The 16,383-nt window shown below is 69.6% G+C and carries 20 protein-coding genes; 6 read left to right on the top strand and 14 right to left on the bottom strand.

Translation table 11 applies throughout. The features are described 5' to 3' along the window. Positions 1-295 precede the first annotated feature (295 nt). The 7 genes from paaE to LY13_RS10055 form a co-directional block, all read right to left on the bottom strand. Positions 296-1,402 carry a 1,2-phenylacetyl-CoA epoxidase subunit PaaE gene (gene paaE / locus LY13_RS10025; RefSeq protein ID WP_372493804.1) on the bottom strand — a complete coding sequence of 369 codons (1,107 nt, stop codon included), beginning with the start codon at positions 1,400-1,402 and terminating at the stop codon, positions 296-298. After that, complete coding sequence (gene paaD / locus LY13_RS10030) at positions 1,386-1,949, bottom strand: 1,2-phenylacetyl-CoA epoxidase subunit PaaD (protein WP_301298716.1); 564 nt, start codon at positions 1,947-1,949, stop codon at positions 1,386-1,388. The genes paaE and paaD overlap by 17 nt, the downstream gene beginning before the upstream one ends. Then, entirely contained in the window at positions 1,943-2,821 is an 879-nt protein-coding gene (gene paaC, locus LY13_RS10035) for a 1,2-phenylacetyl-CoA epoxidase subunit PaaC (RefSeq protein WP_253828047.1), read from the bottom strand. The genes paaD and paaC overlap by 7 nt, the downstream gene beginning before the upstream one ends. A gap of 43 nt (positions 2,822-2,864) precedes the next feature. Further along, the gene (paaB, locus tag LY13_RS10040) at positions 2,865-3,149 is read right to left on the bottom strand and encodes a 1,2-phenylacetyl-CoA epoxidase subunit PaaB (RefSeq protein ID WP_253828048.1); all 285 of its coding nucleotides are present in this window, start codon (positions 3,147-3,149) and stop codon (positions 2,865-2,867) included. Next, positions 3,146-4,123, bottom strand: a complete 978-nt coding sequence (gene paaA, locus LY13_RS10045; RefSeq protein ID WP_253828049.1) for a 1,2-phenylacetyl-CoA epoxidase subunit PaaA — start codon at positions 4,121-4,123, stop codon at positions 3,146-3,148. Before paaA ends, paaB begins: the two co-directional genes overlap by 4 nt. Next, the gene (gene paaZ / locus LY13_RS10050) at positions 4,120-6,183 is read right to left on the bottom strand and encodes a phenylacetic acid degradation bifunctional protein PaaZ (RefSeq protein ID WP_253828050.1); all 2,064 of its coding nucleotides are present in this window, start codon (positions 6,181-6,183) and stop codon (positions 4,120-4,122) included. The genes paaA and paaZ overlap by 4 nt, the downstream gene beginning before the upstream one ends. A 172-nt stretch (positions 6,184-6,355) precedes the next feature. After that, complete coding sequence (locus LY13_RS10055; protein WP_253828051.1) at positions 6,356-7,225, bottom strand: 3-hydroxyacyl-CoA dehydrogenase family protein; 870 nt, start codon at positions 7,223-7,225, stop codon at positions 6,356-6,358. Positions 7,226-7,472: 247 nt separating this feature from the next. Here LY13_RS10055 and paaI point away from each other — a divergent pair, with 247 nt between their 5' ends. The 5 genes from paaI to LY13_RS10080 all read left to right on the top strand — a co-directional run bounded on the left by paaI (position 7,473) and on the right by LY13_RS10080 (position 11,247). Continuing rightward, entirely contained in the window at positions 7,473-7,862 is a 390-nt protein-coding gene (paaI, locus tag LY13_RS10060; protein WP_253828080.1) for a hydroxyphenylacetyl-CoA thioesterase PaaI, read from the top strand. A 13-nt stretch (positions 7,863-7,875) separates the two neighbouring features. Further along, positions 7,876-9,222: a phenylacetate--CoA ligase PaaK gene (gene paaK, locus LY13_RS10065; protein ID WP_253828052.1), complete on the top strand. Its 1,347-nt coding sequence runs from the start codon at positions 7,876-7,878 to the stop codon at positions 9,220-9,222. 22 nt (positions 9,223-9,244) lie between these two features. Then, the gene (locus LY13_RS10070) at positions 9,245-9,862 is read left to right on the top strand and encodes a TetR/AcrR family transcriptional regulator (protein ID WP_253828053.1); all 618 of its coding nucleotides are present in this window, start codon (positions 9,245-9,247) and stop codon (positions 9,860-9,862) included. A gap of 93 nt (positions 9,863-9,955) precedes the next feature. Further along, the gene (locus LY13_RS10075; protein WP_253828054.1) at positions 9,956-10,897 is read left to right on the top strand and encodes an MFS transporter; all 942 of its coding nucleotides are present in this window, start codon (positions 9,956-9,958) and stop codon (positions 10,895-10,897) included. A gap of 8 nt (positions 10,898-10,905) precedes the next feature. After that, positions 10,906-11,247, top strand: a complete 342-nt coding sequence (locus tag LY13_RS10080; protein WP_253828055.1) for a hypothetical protein — start codon at positions 10,906-10,908, stop codon at positions 11,245-11,247. A gap of 67 nt (positions 11,248-11,314) precedes the next feature. Here LY13_RS10080 and LY13_RS10085 read toward each other — a convergent pair whose 3' ends face one another. The 3 genes from LY13_RS10085 to LY13_RS10095 form a co-directional block, all read right to left on the bottom strand. Then, the gene (locus tag LY13_RS10085) at positions 11,315-11,740 is read right to left on the bottom strand and encodes a nitroreductase family deazaflavin-dependent oxidoreductase (RefSeq protein ID WP_253828056.1); all 426 of its coding nucleotides are present in this window, start codon (positions 11,738-11,740) and stop codon (positions 11,315-11,317) included. Positions 11,741-11,831: 91 nt separating this feature from the next. Further along, complete coding sequence (locus LY13_RS10090; RefSeq protein WP_253828081.1) at positions 11,832-12,437, bottom strand: GNAT family N-acetyltransferase; 606 nt, start codon at positions 12,435-12,437, stop codon at positions 11,832-11,834. A 65-nt stretch (positions 12,438-12,502) separates the two neighbouring features. Continuing rightward, positions 12,503-13,024 carry a DUF5994 family protein gene (locus tag LY13_RS10095; RefSeq protein WP_253828057.1) on the bottom strand — a complete coding sequence of 174 codons (522 nt, stop codon included), beginning with the start codon at positions 13,022-13,024 and terminating at the stop codon, positions 12,503-12,505. A gap of 344 nt (positions 13,025-13,368) precedes the next feature. Here LY13_RS10095 and LY13_RS10100 point away from each other — a divergent pair, with 344 nt between their 5' ends. Beyond that, a complete protein-coding gene (locus LY13_RS10100) occupies positions 13,369-13,794 on the top strand; it encodes a DUF6292 family protein (protein WP_253828058.1) in 426 nt (141 codons plus the stop codon). 13 nt (positions 13,795-13,807) lie between these two features. Here LY13_RS10100 and LY13_RS10105 read toward each other — a convergent pair whose 3' ends face one another. From LY13_RS10105 to LY13_RS10120, 4 genes are all read right to left on the bottom strand, one after another. Next, positions 13,808-14,845 (bottom strand): fatty acid desaturase family protein, encoded by a 1,038-nt coding sequence (locus LY13_RS10105; RefSeq protein ID WP_253828059.1) that lies wholly within the window; start codon positions 14,843-14,845, stop codon positions 13,808-13,810. Beyond that, positions 14,842-15,021 (bottom strand): hypothetical protein, encoded by a 180-nt coding sequence (locus tag LY13_RS10110; RefSeq protein WP_253828060.1) that lies wholly within the window; start codon positions 15,019-15,021, stop codon positions 14,842-14,844. Before LY13_RS10110 ends, LY13_RS10105 begins: the two co-directional genes overlap by 4 nt. Positions 15,022-15,755: 734 nt before the next feature. Beyond that, positions 15,756-16,010 (bottom strand): hypothetical protein, encoded by a 255-nt coding sequence (locus tag LY13_RS10115; protein ID WP_253828061.1) that lies wholly within the window; start codon positions 16,008-16,010, stop codon positions 15,756-15,758. A gap of 41 nt (positions 16,011-16,051) precedes the next feature. After that, positions 16,052-16,383, bottom strand: a 332-nt coding sequence (locus LY13_RS10120; protein WP_253828062.1) for a transposase family protein, incomplete at its 5' end; no start/stop codon positions are given.

A 16,383-nucleotide genomic window follows, 5' to 3' on the forward strand; every position in this document is an offset into this window, starting at 1 on the left:
CGACCACGAACGGGCTTGGGCCGGTGGGGGTTCCACGTCGACGGCCAACGGCGGCCCACGGTGCCGACGGCACAGAGCGACTCACACCGCGCACCGCGAACCCGTCCTCACCCCGAACATGCCACCGGCCACACACGCCCGGAAACGCACGGGCCACGAAGACGCACACAGCCCCCGGAAACTGCAACACGGGCCCCGGAATCGACAACACAGCCCCCGGGAACTGCAACACGGGCCCCGGGGAGCGCAACACGCGTGTAGTGCAGGACGTGCGGACGACGCGCCAGACAACGGCTCACACGTCGTAGTCCACGGTGACCTCGCCGGAGACGGGGACGCTCTGGCAGGTCAGGACGAAACCGGCGTCGACCTCGGCCTGTTCGAGCGCGAAGTTGCGGCGCATCGCCACCTCGCCGCCGGTGACCTTCGCCCGGCACGTGCCGCACACGCCGCCCTTGCACGCGAACGGCAGGTCCGGCCGCACGCGCTGCGCACCGTCGAGAATGGACACGTCGCCGGGAAGCGCCGTCGTGGTGCGCCTGCCGTCCAGGACGACCGTGACGTCGCACGCGTCGGCCGTCGCCTGCTGTTCGACGTGCCGCACCGGTTCCGGGGGCACGTCACCCGCATAGAACAGTTCGGCGTGAACGCGGTCGACGGGCACGCCCACGTCGCCGAGCAGGTCGCGCGCGCCCGCCACCATGTCGAACGGACCGCACAGCCACCACCCAGCGATCTCCCCCGGCTCGCCGACTAGCGCCAGCAGTCCGCGGAGCTTGTCCGCGTCGAGCCTGCCGGTGAACAGCTCCGCCTCCCGAGGCTCCCTGGACAGCACGTGCACCAGTTCGAGCCGCTGCGGATAGCGGTCCTTCAGGTCGGCCAGTTCGTCGGCGAACATGACGGTGTCGCTGCGGCGGTTGCCGTACAGCAGCGTCACGGTCGCAGCCGGGTCGCGCAGCACCGTCGCCGCGATCGACAGCAGCGGAGTGATCCCCGATCCCGCACCGATCAGCACGTGCCTGCCCGACGTCTCGGCCGGGGTGAACGTACCCGTCGGCGCGGCGACCTCGACCTCGTCGCCGGGCCGCACCTCCCGCACCAGCCAGCCGGAGAACAGCCCACCCGGAACCTCCCGCACACCGATCCGCAGCGCACTCCCCTCCGCCGCGCAGATCGAATACGACCGGCGCTCCTCCCGCCCGTCGATGCTCCGGCGCAGCGTGAGGGACTGTCCCGCGCGGAAATCGTAGACGTCGGCCAACTCGGGCGGCACGGCGAACGTGACCGCGACGGCGTCGTCGCACAACCGGTCGACGCCCGCCACGGTCAGCGTGTGGAACTCGCCTCGCAGCCGGGACCGGACGGGTGTGGTGGATGCGGTCACGTCAGATCTCCTTGACATGCTCGAACGGCTCGGAGCAGGCCGGGCACCGGCGCAGCGCCTTGCACGCGGTCGGCCCGAACTCGGACACCGGTTCGGTGTCGGCGGCTCCGCAGTGGGGGCAGCTCACCCGGCGCTGCGGCGGGAACAGCTGCACCGGCACCGGGCCGCTCCCCCGCCGCGGCGCGGCACCCGGCGGTGCGATCCCCGCCTCCGCGAGTCGCCTGCGCCCCCGCTCGGTGATCCAGTCCGTACTCCACGGCGGATGCAGCACCGTGCGGACCTCCACCTCGCCGAAACCCGCCTCGTGCAACGCGTGGACGAGGTCGTCGCGCATGGTGTCCATCGCGGGGCAACCGCTGTAGGTCGGCGTGATCGACACCGTCACGCCGTCGGCCGTTTCGGTGACCTCCCGCAGCACGCCCAGGTCGGCCAGCGTGAGCATCGGCAGTTCCGGGTCGGTCACCGTCTCGGCCACCTGCCGCGCGGTCACGGACGTGCCCGTGGGAACGGTGGCGCCCGTGGACACGCCTGCCCCCGTGATCTCGTCGGTCCTGGCCGTCACCATGTCGCCTCCGGGTGCGCTCGCGCAACGCTCTGCAGTTCCGCCAGCAGGTAGCCCATCGCCTCGGTGTGCCTGCCGTCGCGGCCCTTGCCGCCCGCGACGCCCGCCTTCGCACGGACCTGCGGCGGCTCCAGGGTGGCGGCCGACAGAACCTGCGCGAGCACGTCGTCGAACTCGTCGCGCACCTCGGCCGGATCGACGGCGACACCGTGCAGCCGACGCTCGACGTCGTGCGTCTCGAACAGCTCCGCCACCAACGGCCACACGTCGTCCAGCGCCGCGACCGTACGGGCGTGCGAGGTTTCCGTGCCGTCCCCGAGCCGCACGACCCACTGCGCCGCGTAGTCGCGGTGGTAGGTCAGCTCGTTGACGCCCTTCTGCGCGATCGCGGCCAGCACCGGGTCGGCCGACTCGCGCAGTCGCTGGAACACCGCGAGCCGCCACGTCGTGAGCACCAGCACCGTCGCGATGAGCTGCGCGAAGTCGGCCTGTTCGCGTTCGGCGAGCCGGACGTTGCGGAACTCGTGTTCACCCCGGAAGTAGGCGTAGTGGTCCTCGCCCCGCTCGGTGCCGTCGGCCTTGCCCGCCCGCGCCAGCAACAGCCGCGCCTGGCCGAGCATGTCGAGACCGATGTTGGCGATCGCGACCTCGTCCTCCAGCTCCGGCGCCCGGGTGCACCACTGCTGCAGCCGGTGCGACAGCACGAGCGCGTCGTCGCCGAGCATCAGGCAGTACTGCGCGAGATCGTCTCCGTCCACACCGGCCGGCACCGTCGTGTCCACTCCGGACAGCGGATCCTCGAATCCGGTGCCGAACGCCCACCGCGCGTCGTCGTGGGCGTCGGCCAGCGCCTCGTAGGCGTTGTCGAAAGCCATGTGCGTTCCCTCGTTCGGGAGGCGGAATGCCCGCCCCGGCGACCTACATGTGCGGGACGTTCTCCGGGATGTCGTAGAAGGTCGGGTGCCGGTAGACCTTGTCGCCGGACGGGGCGAAGAACGGATCCTTCTCGTCAGGACTGGACGCGGCGATGTCGGCGGCCTGGACGACCCAGATGCTCACGCCCTCGTTGCGCCGCGTGTACAGGTCACGCGCGTTGCGGAGAGCCATGTCGTCGTCGGCGGCCCGCAGCGACCCGACGTGCACGTGGTTGAGTCCCCGCTTGCCTCGTACGAACACCTCGTACAGCGGCCATTCGCCCGTCATGCCGCGACCTCCTTCCGCTGCTGCTGTTTCCGCGCGTGCGCGGCCGCGGCCTCACGTACCCACGCGCCGTCCTCGTGCGCCGCGCGACGCCGCTCCATCCGCTCGGTGTTGCACGGCCCGCCGCCGGAGATGACCTGTTTGAGCTCGTCCCAGTCGATGGCGCCGAAGTCGTAGTGCCCGCGGTCGGCGTTCCACGACAGGCCCGGATCCGGCAGTGTCACCCCGAGCGCCTCGGCCTGCGGCACGGTCATGTCGACGAACCGCTGCCGGAGCTCGTCGTTGGTGTGGCGCTTGATCTTCCACGCCATCGACTGCGCCGTGTTGGGCGAATCGTCGTCGGGCGGGCCGAACATCATCAGCGACGGCCACCAGTACCGGTTCACCGCGTCCTGCACCATCTCGCGTTGCGCATCGGTGCCGGACATCATCGTCATCAGCAGTTCGTAGCCCTGCCGCTGGTGGAACGACTCCTCCTTGCAGATGCGGATCATCGCGCGGGCGTACGGCCCGTAGCTGCTGCGGCACAGCGGAACCTGGTTGCAGATCGCCGCGCCGTCGACGAGCCAGCCGATCACGCCGACGTCGGCGAACGACAACGTCGGATAGTTGAAGATCGACGAGTACTTCTGCCGACCGCTGATCAGCTTCTCGGTCATGTCGTCACGGTCACCGCCGAGGGTTTCCGCCGCCGAGTACAGGTACAGCCCGTGGCCCGCCTCGTCCTGCACCTTCGCCAGCAGGATCGCCTTGCGGCGCAACGACGGCGCCCGGGTGATCCAGTTTCCCTCCGGCTGCATGCCGATGATCTCCGAATGCGCGTGCTGCGCGATCTGCCGGATCATCGTCTTGCGGTACGCCTCGGGCACCCAGTCCCGCGGCTCGATCCGCTGGTCCTTCGCGATCACGTCCTCGAAGTGCCGCTCCAAGCGCCGCTCCGAGTCCGCTTCGGACAGTGCTGGTTCGGTGACGCTCATGCCGCCTCCTTCGCGACGAGGGTGAGCACGTCGTACTTGGCGACCGAGTCGCCGTCGGCGTTGGTCACGTCGGCGTCCCAGCACACCTCGCCGTAGTCGGCGTTCTCGCGCGGCGTGATCTGCTTGCAGGTCAACGTCACCGTCAGCGAGTCGCCGGGCTTGACCGGCGTGAGGAAGCGCAGGTTCTCCAGGCCGTAGTTGGCGAGCACGGGGCCGGGCTCGGGCGAGACGAACAGGCCCGCCGCCAGCGACACGACGAGGTAGCCGTGCGCGACGATGCCGCCGAACAGCGGGTTCTCCACGGCCGCGGCCTCGTCGGTGTGGGCGTAGAACGTGTCGCCGGTGAACTCGGCGAAGTGTGCGACGTCCTCGGCCGTGACCGTGCGCGGACCCGCGACGACCGCGTCGCCCACGCGCAGTTCGGCGAGCGACTTGCGGAACGGGTGCACGTCGGTCGTCGTCCGCGGGGCGCCAGGCGTCCAGCGGCCGGTGACCGCCGCGAGCACGGCCGGGCTGCCCTGGACGGCCGTGCGCTGCATGTGGTGCAGCACGCCCCGGATGCCGCCCAGCTCCTCGCCACCGCCGGCACGTCCCGGGCCGCCGTGGACGAGCTGCGGCATCGGCGAACCGTGCCCGGTCGACTCGCGTGCGTCGTCGGCGTCGAGCACCAGCAGCCTGCCGTGCCACGGCGCCGCGCCGAGCACGACCTCGCGTGCGAAGTCCTTGTCACCGGTCACGACCGACCCAGCGAGACTGCCCTTGCCGCGGGCGGCGAAGTCGACGACCTGGTCGGTGGAGGTGTAGGGCAGCAACGTCGACACGGGGCCGAACGCCTCGACCTCGTGGGGTTCGGCCCGCTCCGGGTCGCCGGACAGCAGCACGGGTGAGAGGAACGCGCCACGCTCGGCGTCGGCACCGGTGACCTCGACGTGCTCCGGATCACCGAACACCACGGTCGCCGCGCCCTGCAACGCCTTCAGACTGCGGCGCACCTCCTCACGCTGTTCGAGACTCGCCAACGCACCCATGTCCGCACTCGCCGGGTCGCCGACCGTCACCCTCTCCAGCCGCTGCCGCGCGGCCTCGGCGACGTCGTCGAGCAACGCCGCGGGCACGAAGGCACGGCGGATCGCGGTGCACTTCTGCCCCGCCTTGACGGTCATCTCCGTGACGAGCTGGTCGACGTAGAGGTCGAACTCGGCGGTACCCGGGGTGGCGTCCGGACCAAGGATCGAACAGTTCAACGAATCCGCCTCGGCGTTGAAGCGCACCGAGTTGCGAACGAGCGCCGGGTGGGCGCGGAGCTTCCGTGCCGTGTCGGCCGAGCCGGTGAACGACACGACGTCCTGTTCGGTGACGTGGTCGAGCAGGTCGCCCGCGCTGCCGCAGACGAGCTGGACCGACCCCTCGGGCAGGATCCCGGATTCGACGATCAGCTCGACGAGCTTCTCGGTGAGATAGGCGGTCTGGCTCGCGGGTTTGATCAGGCTCGGCATGCCGGCGAGGAAGGCGGGCGCGAGCTTCTCCAACGGTCCCCATACCGGGAAGTTGAACGCGTTGATCTGCACGGCCACGCCCCGCAACGGTGTCGCGACGTGCCGCGCGACGAAGGTGCCACCCTTGCTGAGCGGTTCGACGTCACCGTCGACGTACACCGTGTCGTTCGGCAGTTCGCGTTTGCCCTTGCTCGCGTACGCGAGCAGCACGCCGATGCCACCGTCCACATCGAACTTCGAGTCGCCGCGTGTGGCGCCGGTGCGCGCCGAGAGTGCGTAGAGCTCGTCGCGGTGTTCCCGCAGGTGCGAACCCAGTGCCTTGAGCAGTGCGGCGCGCTGGTGGAACGTCAGCTCGCGCTGCGCGGGACCGCCGGTCCGGCGCCCGTGGTCGAGCGCGGCGGCCAGATCGATGCCGTCGGACGACACGCGGGCCACCTCGGCACCCGTCACGGCGTCGCACACCGGCGCGCCGTCACCCCCGCCGCGCTGCCAGCGTCCGCCGACGTAGCTGCGCAGAACGCCGGATCGCGTCCCGTCCTCGTGCGAATCGGCTCCGTTGCCCATCGATCCTCGCTCTCTCGACCACGAGTTCCGGCGGGTCCGGACGTCGCGCGCCCGGCGATCTCGTACGACCGCAACCTCGCGGACCGGGACTCGTGCAATTACTAACCGAACGGTCGGGAATTAATGTTAGCGTGGCCCACGCCGGACGGCAAGACCACGAATTCGCCGGGCCTCAACTCCAGTCGTGGAATCCCTTGCCCACCTTGCGGCCGAGCTCGCCCGCCGCGACCTTGTCCCTCAGGAGCCGCGGGGGCGCGAACCGCTCCCCGAGCGCCGAATGCAGGTGCTCGGCGATCGCGAGGCGCACGTCGAGCCCCACGAGGTCGGTCGAGCGCAGCGGGCCCATCGGGTGCCGATATCCCAGTTCCATCGCGTTGTCGATGGCCTCCGCGTCGGCGACGCCTTCCTCGAGCATCCGGATGGCCTCCAGCCCGAGCATCACGCCGAGTCTGCTCGTCGCGAATCCCGGCGAGTCGCGCACCACGACGTCGGTCTTGCCGAGCGCCCGAACCCAGCCGCGGACCCGTTCCACGACACCCCCGTCGACCGCGGGCGGCATGACCACCTCGACCAGCTTCGACGCGGGCACGGGGTTGAAGAAGTGCATACCGAGGAAGCGTCCCGGCCTGCTCAACGGAGCGCCGAGTTCGGCGACCGGCAGCGAACTCGTGTTGCTCGCGAGCACCGTTTCGGCGCCGACGACCGCTTCGGCCTGCGTCAGCACCTCCACCTTCACCTCGGGCCGCTCCGGCACGGCTTCGACCACGAGCTCGGCGTGCGCGGGCAGGTCACCGACCGCACCGGCCACGGCGACCCGTTCCGACACCACCTCGGGCGGGTCTGCGAGCTTGCCCCTGTCTGCGGCCTTCGACAGCCCGTCGGCGACTCGCCGCCGCGCCGCCTCGGCCGCCTCGTCACCGCTCTCCACGACGACGACCCGTGCCCCGAGCACCGCGAAGACCTGCGCGATCCCCGCTCCCATCCGGCCACCGCCGATCACGCCGACGACCTTCGGACCGGTGGGCACGGACGCCTCGTTCATGGGATTCTCCTCTTGACATCGGTTCTCGCGCTGGCCTTTACTCGTCACGCGAATTCATTACCGTCCATTCGGTCAGTTAGCAACACCGGTCAGCAATCGACCCGATCGAAGAGCAAGCCGGTCGGCGAGTACGTCGGTCGGCCTGCTGCGACGGGCGAGCCCCGGCGAACAGGCAAGGCGGTGAAGCCTCGTGTCCCATCCGGCGGCACACGTCCCGGCGGCGCAGGTCAGCGACGCTGCGCGCACCATGCTCGAATCCGACACCGCCTCGGCCACGCTCGGCATCGACGTCACCCGTGCCGTCGACGGTGAGGCCGTCGCCGCCATGCGGATCACCGAGCACATGGTGAACGGCCACGGCATCGCGCACGGCGGATACCTGTTCCTGTTGGCGGACACGACGTTCGCCGCCGCATGCAACAGCCACGGCCCCGTCACCGTCGCCTCGGGCGCCGAGATCTCGTTCGTGACCAGCGTGCGCCTGGGCGACGAGCTCGTCGCCGAAGCCGTCGAGCGCACCCGGTACGGCCGCAACGGCATCTACGACGTCACCGTGCACCGCGAGACGGGCGCTGGGCGCGAGGTCGTCGCCGAGTTCCGCGGCCGCAGCAGAACCGTCGGTCAGATCACGTCCTGAGGAGCCCGCGACCATGACCACCACGCACAACGAGGTGCCGAACACGCAGCGGCGGGGCTCGGCGCCCGCGCTCGACGACCTGTCGGCGGAGGAGCGGCTGAGCATCGACGAGCTCCGCGCGCTGCAACTCGAACGTCTGCAGTGGACACTGCGGCACGCCTACGAGAACGTTCCGCTCTACCGCCGCAAGTTCGACGAGGCAGGTGTCCGTCCGGAGGACTGCCGGGAGCTCGCCGACCTCGCCAAGTTCCCGTACACCACGAAAAGCGACCTGCGCGACGCGTATCCGTTCGGCATGTTCGCCGTCCCTGAGAGCGAGGTCAGCCGGATCCACGCCTCGAGCGGCACGACGGGCAAGCCGACGGTCGTCGGCTACACCGCGACCGACATCGACAACTGGGCGGGCGTCATGGCGCGGTCCATCTTCGCCGCGGGCGGCCGTCCCGGCCACAAGGTCCACGTCTCCTACGGCTACGGCCTGTTCACCGGCGGGCTCGGCGCGCACTACGGTGCCGAGAAACTCGGCTGCACCGTCGTCCCCGCCTCCGGCGGCATGACGGCACGGCAGGTGCAACTCATCACCGACTTCCGGCCCGAGGTCATCATGGTGACGCCGTCGTACATGCTGACGCTGCTCGACGAGTTCGAACGCCAGGGCATCGATCCGCGCTCGACATCCCTGCAGGTCGGCATCTTCGGTGCCGAACCGTGGACCGAGCACATGCGCCGCGAGATCGAGGAGCGCATGAACCTGCACGCGGTCGACATCTACGGACTGTCCGAAGTGATGGGTCCGGGTGTGGCTCAGGAGTGCGTCGAGACCAAGGACGGGCTGCACGTCTGGGAGGACCACTTCTACCCCGAGGTCGTCGATCCGCTCGAGGACACCGTGCTCGACGACGGTGTCACGGGGGAGCTCGTGTTCACCTCGCTCACCAAGCAAGCGCTGCCGATCATCCGCTACCGCACGCGGGACCTCACGGCGCTGCGCCCCGGCACCGCACGCCCCGCGTACCGGCGGATGGACAAGGTGACCGGCCGCAGCGACGACATGATCATCCTGCGTGGCGTGAACGTGTTCCCCACGCAGATCGAGGAGATCGTCCTCGGCACCGACGGGCTCGCGCCGCACTTCCAGCTCCGGCTCACCCGGCAGGACCGGATGGACCACCTGACGGTGCTCGTCGAGGCGGATCCGGACGCGCCGCAGGAACGCAGGCGGGCCGCGTCGAACGAGGTGGCCGAGCGGGTCAAGGACGGCGTCGGGGTGACCGTCGGGGTGGAGGTCGTCGATCCGGAGTCGCTCGAACGCTCGGTCGGCAAGCTCCGCCGGGTGGTCGACCAACGGCCGCCGCAGTGATGCGAGCTGCGATGATGTGGCCATGACCGAACCACCCACGGTGACCCGTACCCGGCGCGGCAGGCCCGGTTACGACCTCGAGTCCCTGCTGATGGTCGCGGTCACGCTGTTCAACGAGCGCGGCTACGACGGCACCAGCATGGAGGATCTGTCGCGCAAGCTCGGCATCACGAAGTCGGCGATCTACCACCACGTGCGCAGCAAGGACGAACTGCTGCAGCTGGCCGTGGGCCGCGCGCTGGACGGCCTGTTCGCGGAGGTCGACCGGCTGGAGTCCGTCGACGGCCCCGCGATCGAGAAGCTGGAACGGCTGGTGCGAGCCAGCGTCGGCGTGCTGGTGGAGCAGCTGCCGTTCGTCACGCTGCTGCTGCGCGTCCGCGGGAACACGAAGGTCGAGAAGGCGGCGCTGGCGCGCAGGCGCGAGTTCGACCAGATCGTGGCGGACCTGGTCAGCAAGGCCGCGGCCGACGGTGACCTGCGGCCGGACGTCGACCCGGCGACCTCGGCCCGGCTGCTGTTCGGCATGGTGAACTCGCTGGTCGAGTGGTACCGGCCGCGCGGCGGCGTCGACGCCGACACGGTGGCCGACGCCGTCGCCGCCGTGGCCTTCGACGGCCTGCGCGTCCGCCGCGCCGGCTGACGCACGACGCCGCCGGCACCAGTCGAACCGGCCTGCATGGGACGGTATCGGCGAGGTTGTCCCCGTCCGGGGCCGCGATTAGCCTTGCCCGACGTGCCCCTCCGCCGAAACACCGGGTTGGCGTTCGGCATCGTGGCGCTCGAGTTCGGCGCTGCCGTCACGGGGTTCGTGGCCTCGACGCTGCTTCCGGTGGTCGCCACCGATCTCGTCGCACGCGACCGACTCGGCCTGCTGATAGCCGGGTCGACGTTGGGGCTGTTCGTCGCGCTACCGCTGGCCACCCGGGTGATCCGGCGGATCGGCGCAGCCGCGGGTCTCACCGCCGGTGTCGTGGGATACGTCGGAGGGCTGGCCGTCGCGGCGTCGTCGGGCACTGCATGGGTGTTCGCCGCGGGACAGTTCTCCGCGGGCCTGTCGAGTGGGCTGCTCGGCGTGTTCGGCATCGGCGCGGCCATCGAACACCTGGACGACCGGATTCGCGAACGCGTGGTGGCGGCATCCGCGGCCATGTGGATCCTGCCCGCGCTCGTGGGACCCGCGGCCACACTCGGGCTGGAGCATCTCGTCGGCTGGCGTTGGACGCTCCTGGTCCCGGTGCCGATCGTCCTGTTCGGCCGAGTGCTGGTCGCCCGTGTGGTTCGCCGCAGCGCGGCCGCGTCGGCCGAGCCTGCTCGACCGCTCGGTCGGACGCTGCTCGTGCCGCTCGGGGCGTGCGTCCTCGTCCTCGACGTCGGTGGCGGGCCGCTCGCGGTGCTGGGCTGCCTGGTCGCGATCGCGGGAACCGTAGCGATCATGCCCCGCGGCACCGCAACCCTCCGCCGGGGCACCCCGCGGCGCTGGCGGCGATGGTGCTGTTCGCGTTCGGATACTTCGGGGCGGACAGCCTCGTCACGGTGCTACTCACCGACGGTTACGACACCGGGCTCGGCCAGGCCGCGATCGTCCTCGGAGCAGCCCCTTTCGCGTGGGGCACGACGAGTCTCGCCACGACCGTGTTGCGAAGACACCGGAGCGGGCACCGCTTCCCCGTCATAGGCCTGGCGATGGCAGCAGTCGGCACCGTCGGGTTGACGGCCCTGCTCGCGACGACTCCGTCCGTACCGGCCGCCGTGGCGGCGTGGGCGTTGGCGGGAGCCGGTGTCGGCCTGGCCTACCCGAGCCTGTATCTCATGGCCAGCACCGCTGGTTCGAGCGGCTTCAGCGCCACGGAGCTGGCCACGGCGGTCATCACCGCCGAGGCGATCGGAGGGCTGCTCGGCCGTTCCGCCGGCGGCGCGCTCACGTCCACCGGAACAACCGGCGGCCTGTTCGTCACCTACCTGCTCTATGGCCTTGCCCTCGGAGCGGCCGCTGTCGTCGCTGTCCGCGCACCGCACCGCGCATGAACCCGACCGGGTCCGTACCGGCGGATCGGCCGACCCGTGAGCATGGTTCGCCGCCGGCCCGCGGTGGTCAGGGGATCTGGCCGATGGGGCTGAGTGCGACGACGGGGATCGCTCGGCCGGTCCGCTGCTCGTACTCGGCGAAGCCGGGGTAACGCTCGGCCTGGATGCGGTACTTCTCAGTGCGTTCCGGCTCCTCCAGGTCCGTGGCCTCGACGTCGAGGTCGATGTCGCCGACCTCGATCCGCGCGCTCGGGTTGGCGCGCAGGTTGCGGTACCAGTCCGGGTGGGTGTCAGCGCCCCCGTTGGAGGCGAACACGAGATAGCGGTCGCCGTCGGTCAGATACATCATCGGGTTGACCCGCTGCTTGCCACTGCGGGCACCCAGGGTGTGCAGCAACAGCAGCGGTGCGCCTTCGAACGGTCCGCCGACCTTGCCGTGGTTGGCACGGAACTCCTCGATGGTCCTGCGGTTGAAGTCCGCGGCGTCGCTCATGCCGTCCTCCTGCGTGTGTCGTCACTTGCCCCCCGTCGTCCATCGTCCGGCAACGACGGCCGTCGCGCCGGACGAAGATCCGTCGGCCCTGTCAGTCGTCCTGATAGGCGGGCGGCAGTTGGCCGAGTGGCGCGGTGCGTTCGAGATCGGCCGGGCGCAGGCGAAACACCTGCAGGGGCGTCCCGAAGTACTTGTCGGTCTCCCCGACCCATTGCATGCCGTTGCGGCGCACGCTCGCGGCGGCTCGCGTGTTGTCGGGCCGCACGACCGCGTACAGCTCGTCCACGTCATGGGAGAACGCCCAGTTCGCGAGCTCGTAGCCCGCCTCGCCCGCGTAACCGCGTCCCCAGAAATCGGGATGCAGCTGCCAGCCGATTTCGAGGTCGTCGTTGCCCGGCGGGAGCGGCAGGATCGACGCGCCGCCGATGACGCGGCCGTCGCTGCGCCGTTCGACGGCCCAGTGCCCGGCGGCCACGTCGAGGCAGGCGGTCTCGGCGATCCACTGCTGCAGCAGCCGCCGCATGGCCGCTCGATCCGGCACTCTGGCCATGGCCGGGCTGAGCCAACGGGTGACCGACGCGTGCTGATAGATCGCCAGCGCGTCGGGCGCGTCCGCGACGTGCCAGCCGCGCAACACCAGTCTGGGGGTGATCAGGGCGGGCCGCGGCGGCCCGGTGTTCCGATCGCTCGCCGTCATACGGAACTCCTCGCCGACCACGGCGGCCGGGCCCGCGCCCGGTCGCCGGAGTGCGCTCGCGGTGTTCATCGGACCATCCCGCCGTCCAGCTCCCAGCGCTGCGTCGACGCCGCCATGTCTGCCGTGTCGACGAACCCGAGCAGCCTGTCGACGCCGTCCGTGTTGCCGCCCTGCGACGCCGCGGTCAGCGATGCGCGCGCCGATGCCGGAACGGCCTCGGGCGGCACCACGAGCAGCGTCAACCGGCCGCGCCCCTGGCCACCGATGACGGTCACGGTCTCCGGTGGCTGGGAGTTGAATCCTTCGACCCGGATCCGCACGCCGTCGATGACCACCTTGCGCGCGACGGGCTCCCACGCCGCGAGGTTGTATGTCACTCGCTCCCACGGGCCCCACGGTGTTCCCAGGGCCTCGAGCAGCTCCGGCAGTTCCGCGGCGAGGTCGCGGGAGCAGGGCCACCACGCGCCGTCGACGTGTCCCGTGGCGCGCTGTTCGGACTTGACCCGCAGCCGAGCATGGCGCTGTGGTGCGGAAGGGGCGAGAGAGGTCTGTGTGTCGATGGTGGGTGTGCGCGGGATCGACGTCATGTCGATTCTCCGTCCCGGCCGCGATGCGGCCGACGTGGTGTTTCGTCGTCGGAGACGCGAGCTTGGCCGCTCACGCGCGAAGTGCCGTCGACACTTCCCAGTTTACGCGCTCGCGGCGGTTTCCCGGTGCGCCCGCTTTCCTTGGCGTATGACGTAATGTCGGGATGACCGGGTAGCCACGAGACCGCGACGCCGCGGCCCGGGTCTGGCACGGCCGGTGCCGCGTGCGCCCGAGCGTACGATCACGGCGCCGCCGACCACGACAACGCCGTGCGGCCACAGCAACAAGGCCGTGCGACCACACCAGCGCGACCACAACGGAGTCCCGGAGGATCGAGGCTCGTATGGACACCGACATGGACGTCGACAGCACCCCTGCACTACAACGCGCTCTGGACGGCTACGTCCGTGCGGTCGCCGCCGAACTGGACGTCCCGGACGAGGGCATGAGCTTCGAGATCAGCGACACCGCCACCGCGTATCTCGGCCTGTCCACGCGCAGGCCGACGTGGCCGGGCCGCGATCTGATGCTGATCTGGGACGAACGCGCCGGGTGGGCGGTCGCGGTCGAGACGAACCCCGCCGAACGCCCGGTCGTGCTCGCACGGCTGAGCGACGAACCGGTGCCGTCGCCACGCACGGTCGCCCGCTGGGTCAGGGGAATCCTGGCAGGCCCCTCACTGCCTGTTGAACCCCGGCAGGCGAGAAGGGCGAAGGCCGTCGACCGACATGCCCTCGCCCTTCAGCTCTCCGCCTATGTGCCGGACTGAGAACCCGCCGCCGCTATGCGGCCGCGCGGGCCCGGTCGGCCGCACGCAACGGGGCACCCATCTCGTGCAGGTGCTCCAGTACGTGCCGGTACGACCGGATCAACCCGGTCTGGCTGTACGGAATGCCGTGGTCGTCGCAGAAACGGCGCACGATGGGCTGGGCACGCCGCAGGTGCGGGCGCGGCATATTCGGGAACAGATGGTGCTCGATCTGGTAGTTCAGCCCGCCGAGCAGGAAGTCCGTGAACCAGCCGCCCCGCACGTTCCGTGACGTGAGCACCTGCTTGCGCAGGAAGTCCACCGACTGGCCGCTCATCGTCGGCATTCCCTTGTGGTTGGGGGCGAACGAGCATCCCATGTAGATGCCCCACAGCATCTGGTGCACCGCGATGAACAGCACCGCGATTCCCGGCGACAACACGACGAACACGGCTGTCAGATATCCCGCCAGGTGCGCGGTGAGCAGGACGCCTTCGACCTTGCGGCCCTTCGTCTTGCCCTGCCACACCGCCTTCATCCCGTTGAAGTGCAGGTTCAGCCCTTCCAGGCACAGCAGCGGGAAGAACAGCCACGCCTGGTGCTTGGCCATCCAGCGCAGGAATCCCTGTTTGAGCCGGGCCTGTTTGCTGGTGAACGCCAACGCGGAGATGTCGAGGTCCGGGTCGTGGTCCTCGTGGTTGGGGTTCGCGTGGTGACGATTGTGCCCGCTGACCCACCAGCGGTAACTCATCCCGACGAGTCCCCCGTGCACAGTGCCGATGACGTCGTTCGGCTTGCGGGTGCGGAAGATCTGCTTGTGCCCCGCGTCGTGGCCGATGAACGCCAGTTGGGCGAACACGACGCCCAACACGGCGGCGATGCCCAGCTGCCACCAGCTGTCGCCGAGGAACGCGAACGCCACCCAGGCACCGGCGAACACCAGCAGGTTGGCGGAGATCCGGAGTGCGTAGTAACCGTACCGACGGCGGAGCAGCCCCGCCTCCCGCACCTCGTGGAGCAGAGCCGCGTACTCTCCGCCGGTCTTCGCGGGAGCTTCGGCGAAATCGGTCATCGGAGCAGCTCACTTCCGAACGCCGCGGGCGCGGAGGAGAACGAGATGCGGCGCGCGCGGTCGGCCGCCGCGGCCGTCACCGGCACGGCCGTCGGAGGCTGGGTCGGCACGTGGCTGAACACCACGGGTGCGACGTCGGTACCGGATGCACGTGAGTGAACGTGAGCGGTGGACATGGGGAACTCCTTGACGGCGACGGGTCTGGCGTCGCCGGTTCTGAGACGTGTACGCGAAGGCGTACGTCGATGAGCGAACTCGACTCGTCGCTTCGGAGCGGTCTCCGTTCGGAAGCGGTGTCCGTGTGGAAGCGAGGTCCGTTCGAATAAGTAGGTTCAGGGCAGGTCGCGTATCTCTGCGTCAATCACAGCGTGTCAATCACAGCGTTTGTTCGAAACAGCGTCGGTTGACCGGTGTCGTTCACACGGTCGACGTTGATCACAGCCGCCGGCTGTGCACGGAGGGCCCGCCACTTCCCGAGCCTACACGTCTCCGTCGCGACTGAATAGGCATGACCCGATGCCCAGCAGCCGCCGGGGGCACGGTGACGGGTTCACTGCCTTTACCCGCAGGAGCGACCGGCCCGGCCATGAGGCGACTCCCCCCGCGGTCGCTGATCAGGCGGTGCCACTGTCCCTGCGCAGTTGACTGCCGAACATCTCGCGATAACGACCAGGCCGGCAGCCCGACATGATCCCCGCGGATTCAAGACTCCGACGTCCCAGCCCACTCGGTGTCCAGTGAAGCCACGCGTTGCGCCGTCGGCACGCACGGCAGCGCGCTAGAGGGAACCACGCCGCCCAGAAGCAACCATGTGATCCTTCAAGTCCGCCTGCACTGAGACGCGACCATCACGGGACCGGATTCCCCGTCCACCTGAAGAGAACCAACCAGTCACGGTGCCAACAGGAGATTAGCGAGGTTTTTTCGACTCTTGAGTTTCCTCAATACGTAGTGCCACCCCCAGAGCGAAAAAACTGGGAGCCCACTCGCCGACAAATATCCCCCAACGGTCCGCGCGCGCGGTAGAATTTTCCGCATTCAGCGATGCAACCCAGCTGACCACACTTAATCCGATCGAGGCCATGCCTGCGGCGAACATGTGACCCGAATTGATCCCCTGCTGACGCATCATTGTCAGCATTTTCACCCTCCAATACCGTTCCACTTGTTGACGCTAGCGGCTCACTGAGTTGATCTCAGCGAGTTTCAGGTCGGCCGGTGTTCGAGGTGAGTGAGGGCGAGTGCGGCTTGGATGATGCTGCCGATCTTGCTGGGGCTGGCGGTGATCCGTTGTAAGGTGCGCCAGCGGCCGGTGAGCAGGGCGAATCCGCGTTCGCCGAGGCAGCGCAGCCTGCGTAGCAGGGCGTTGTAGGTGCGGTTGTCGGCATCGAGGACTTGGTTGCCGGGTGGGTGTTTGATCGGGGTGTGCACTCCGATTCCGGTGCCTTCGTAGCCGCCGTCGGCCAGGGTCGGCAGCCCCTGTGAGGCGGCGGCGTACAGCGCGCCCAGCGCATGTTCGCGGGCGGCGGTGAGGTCGT

Source organism: Prauserella aidingensis, from assembly GCF_024171865.1.
GTDB classification, from domain to species: domain Bacteria; phylum Actinomycetota; class Actinomycetes; order Mycobacteriales; family Pseudonocardiaceae; genus Prauserella; species Prauserella aidingensis.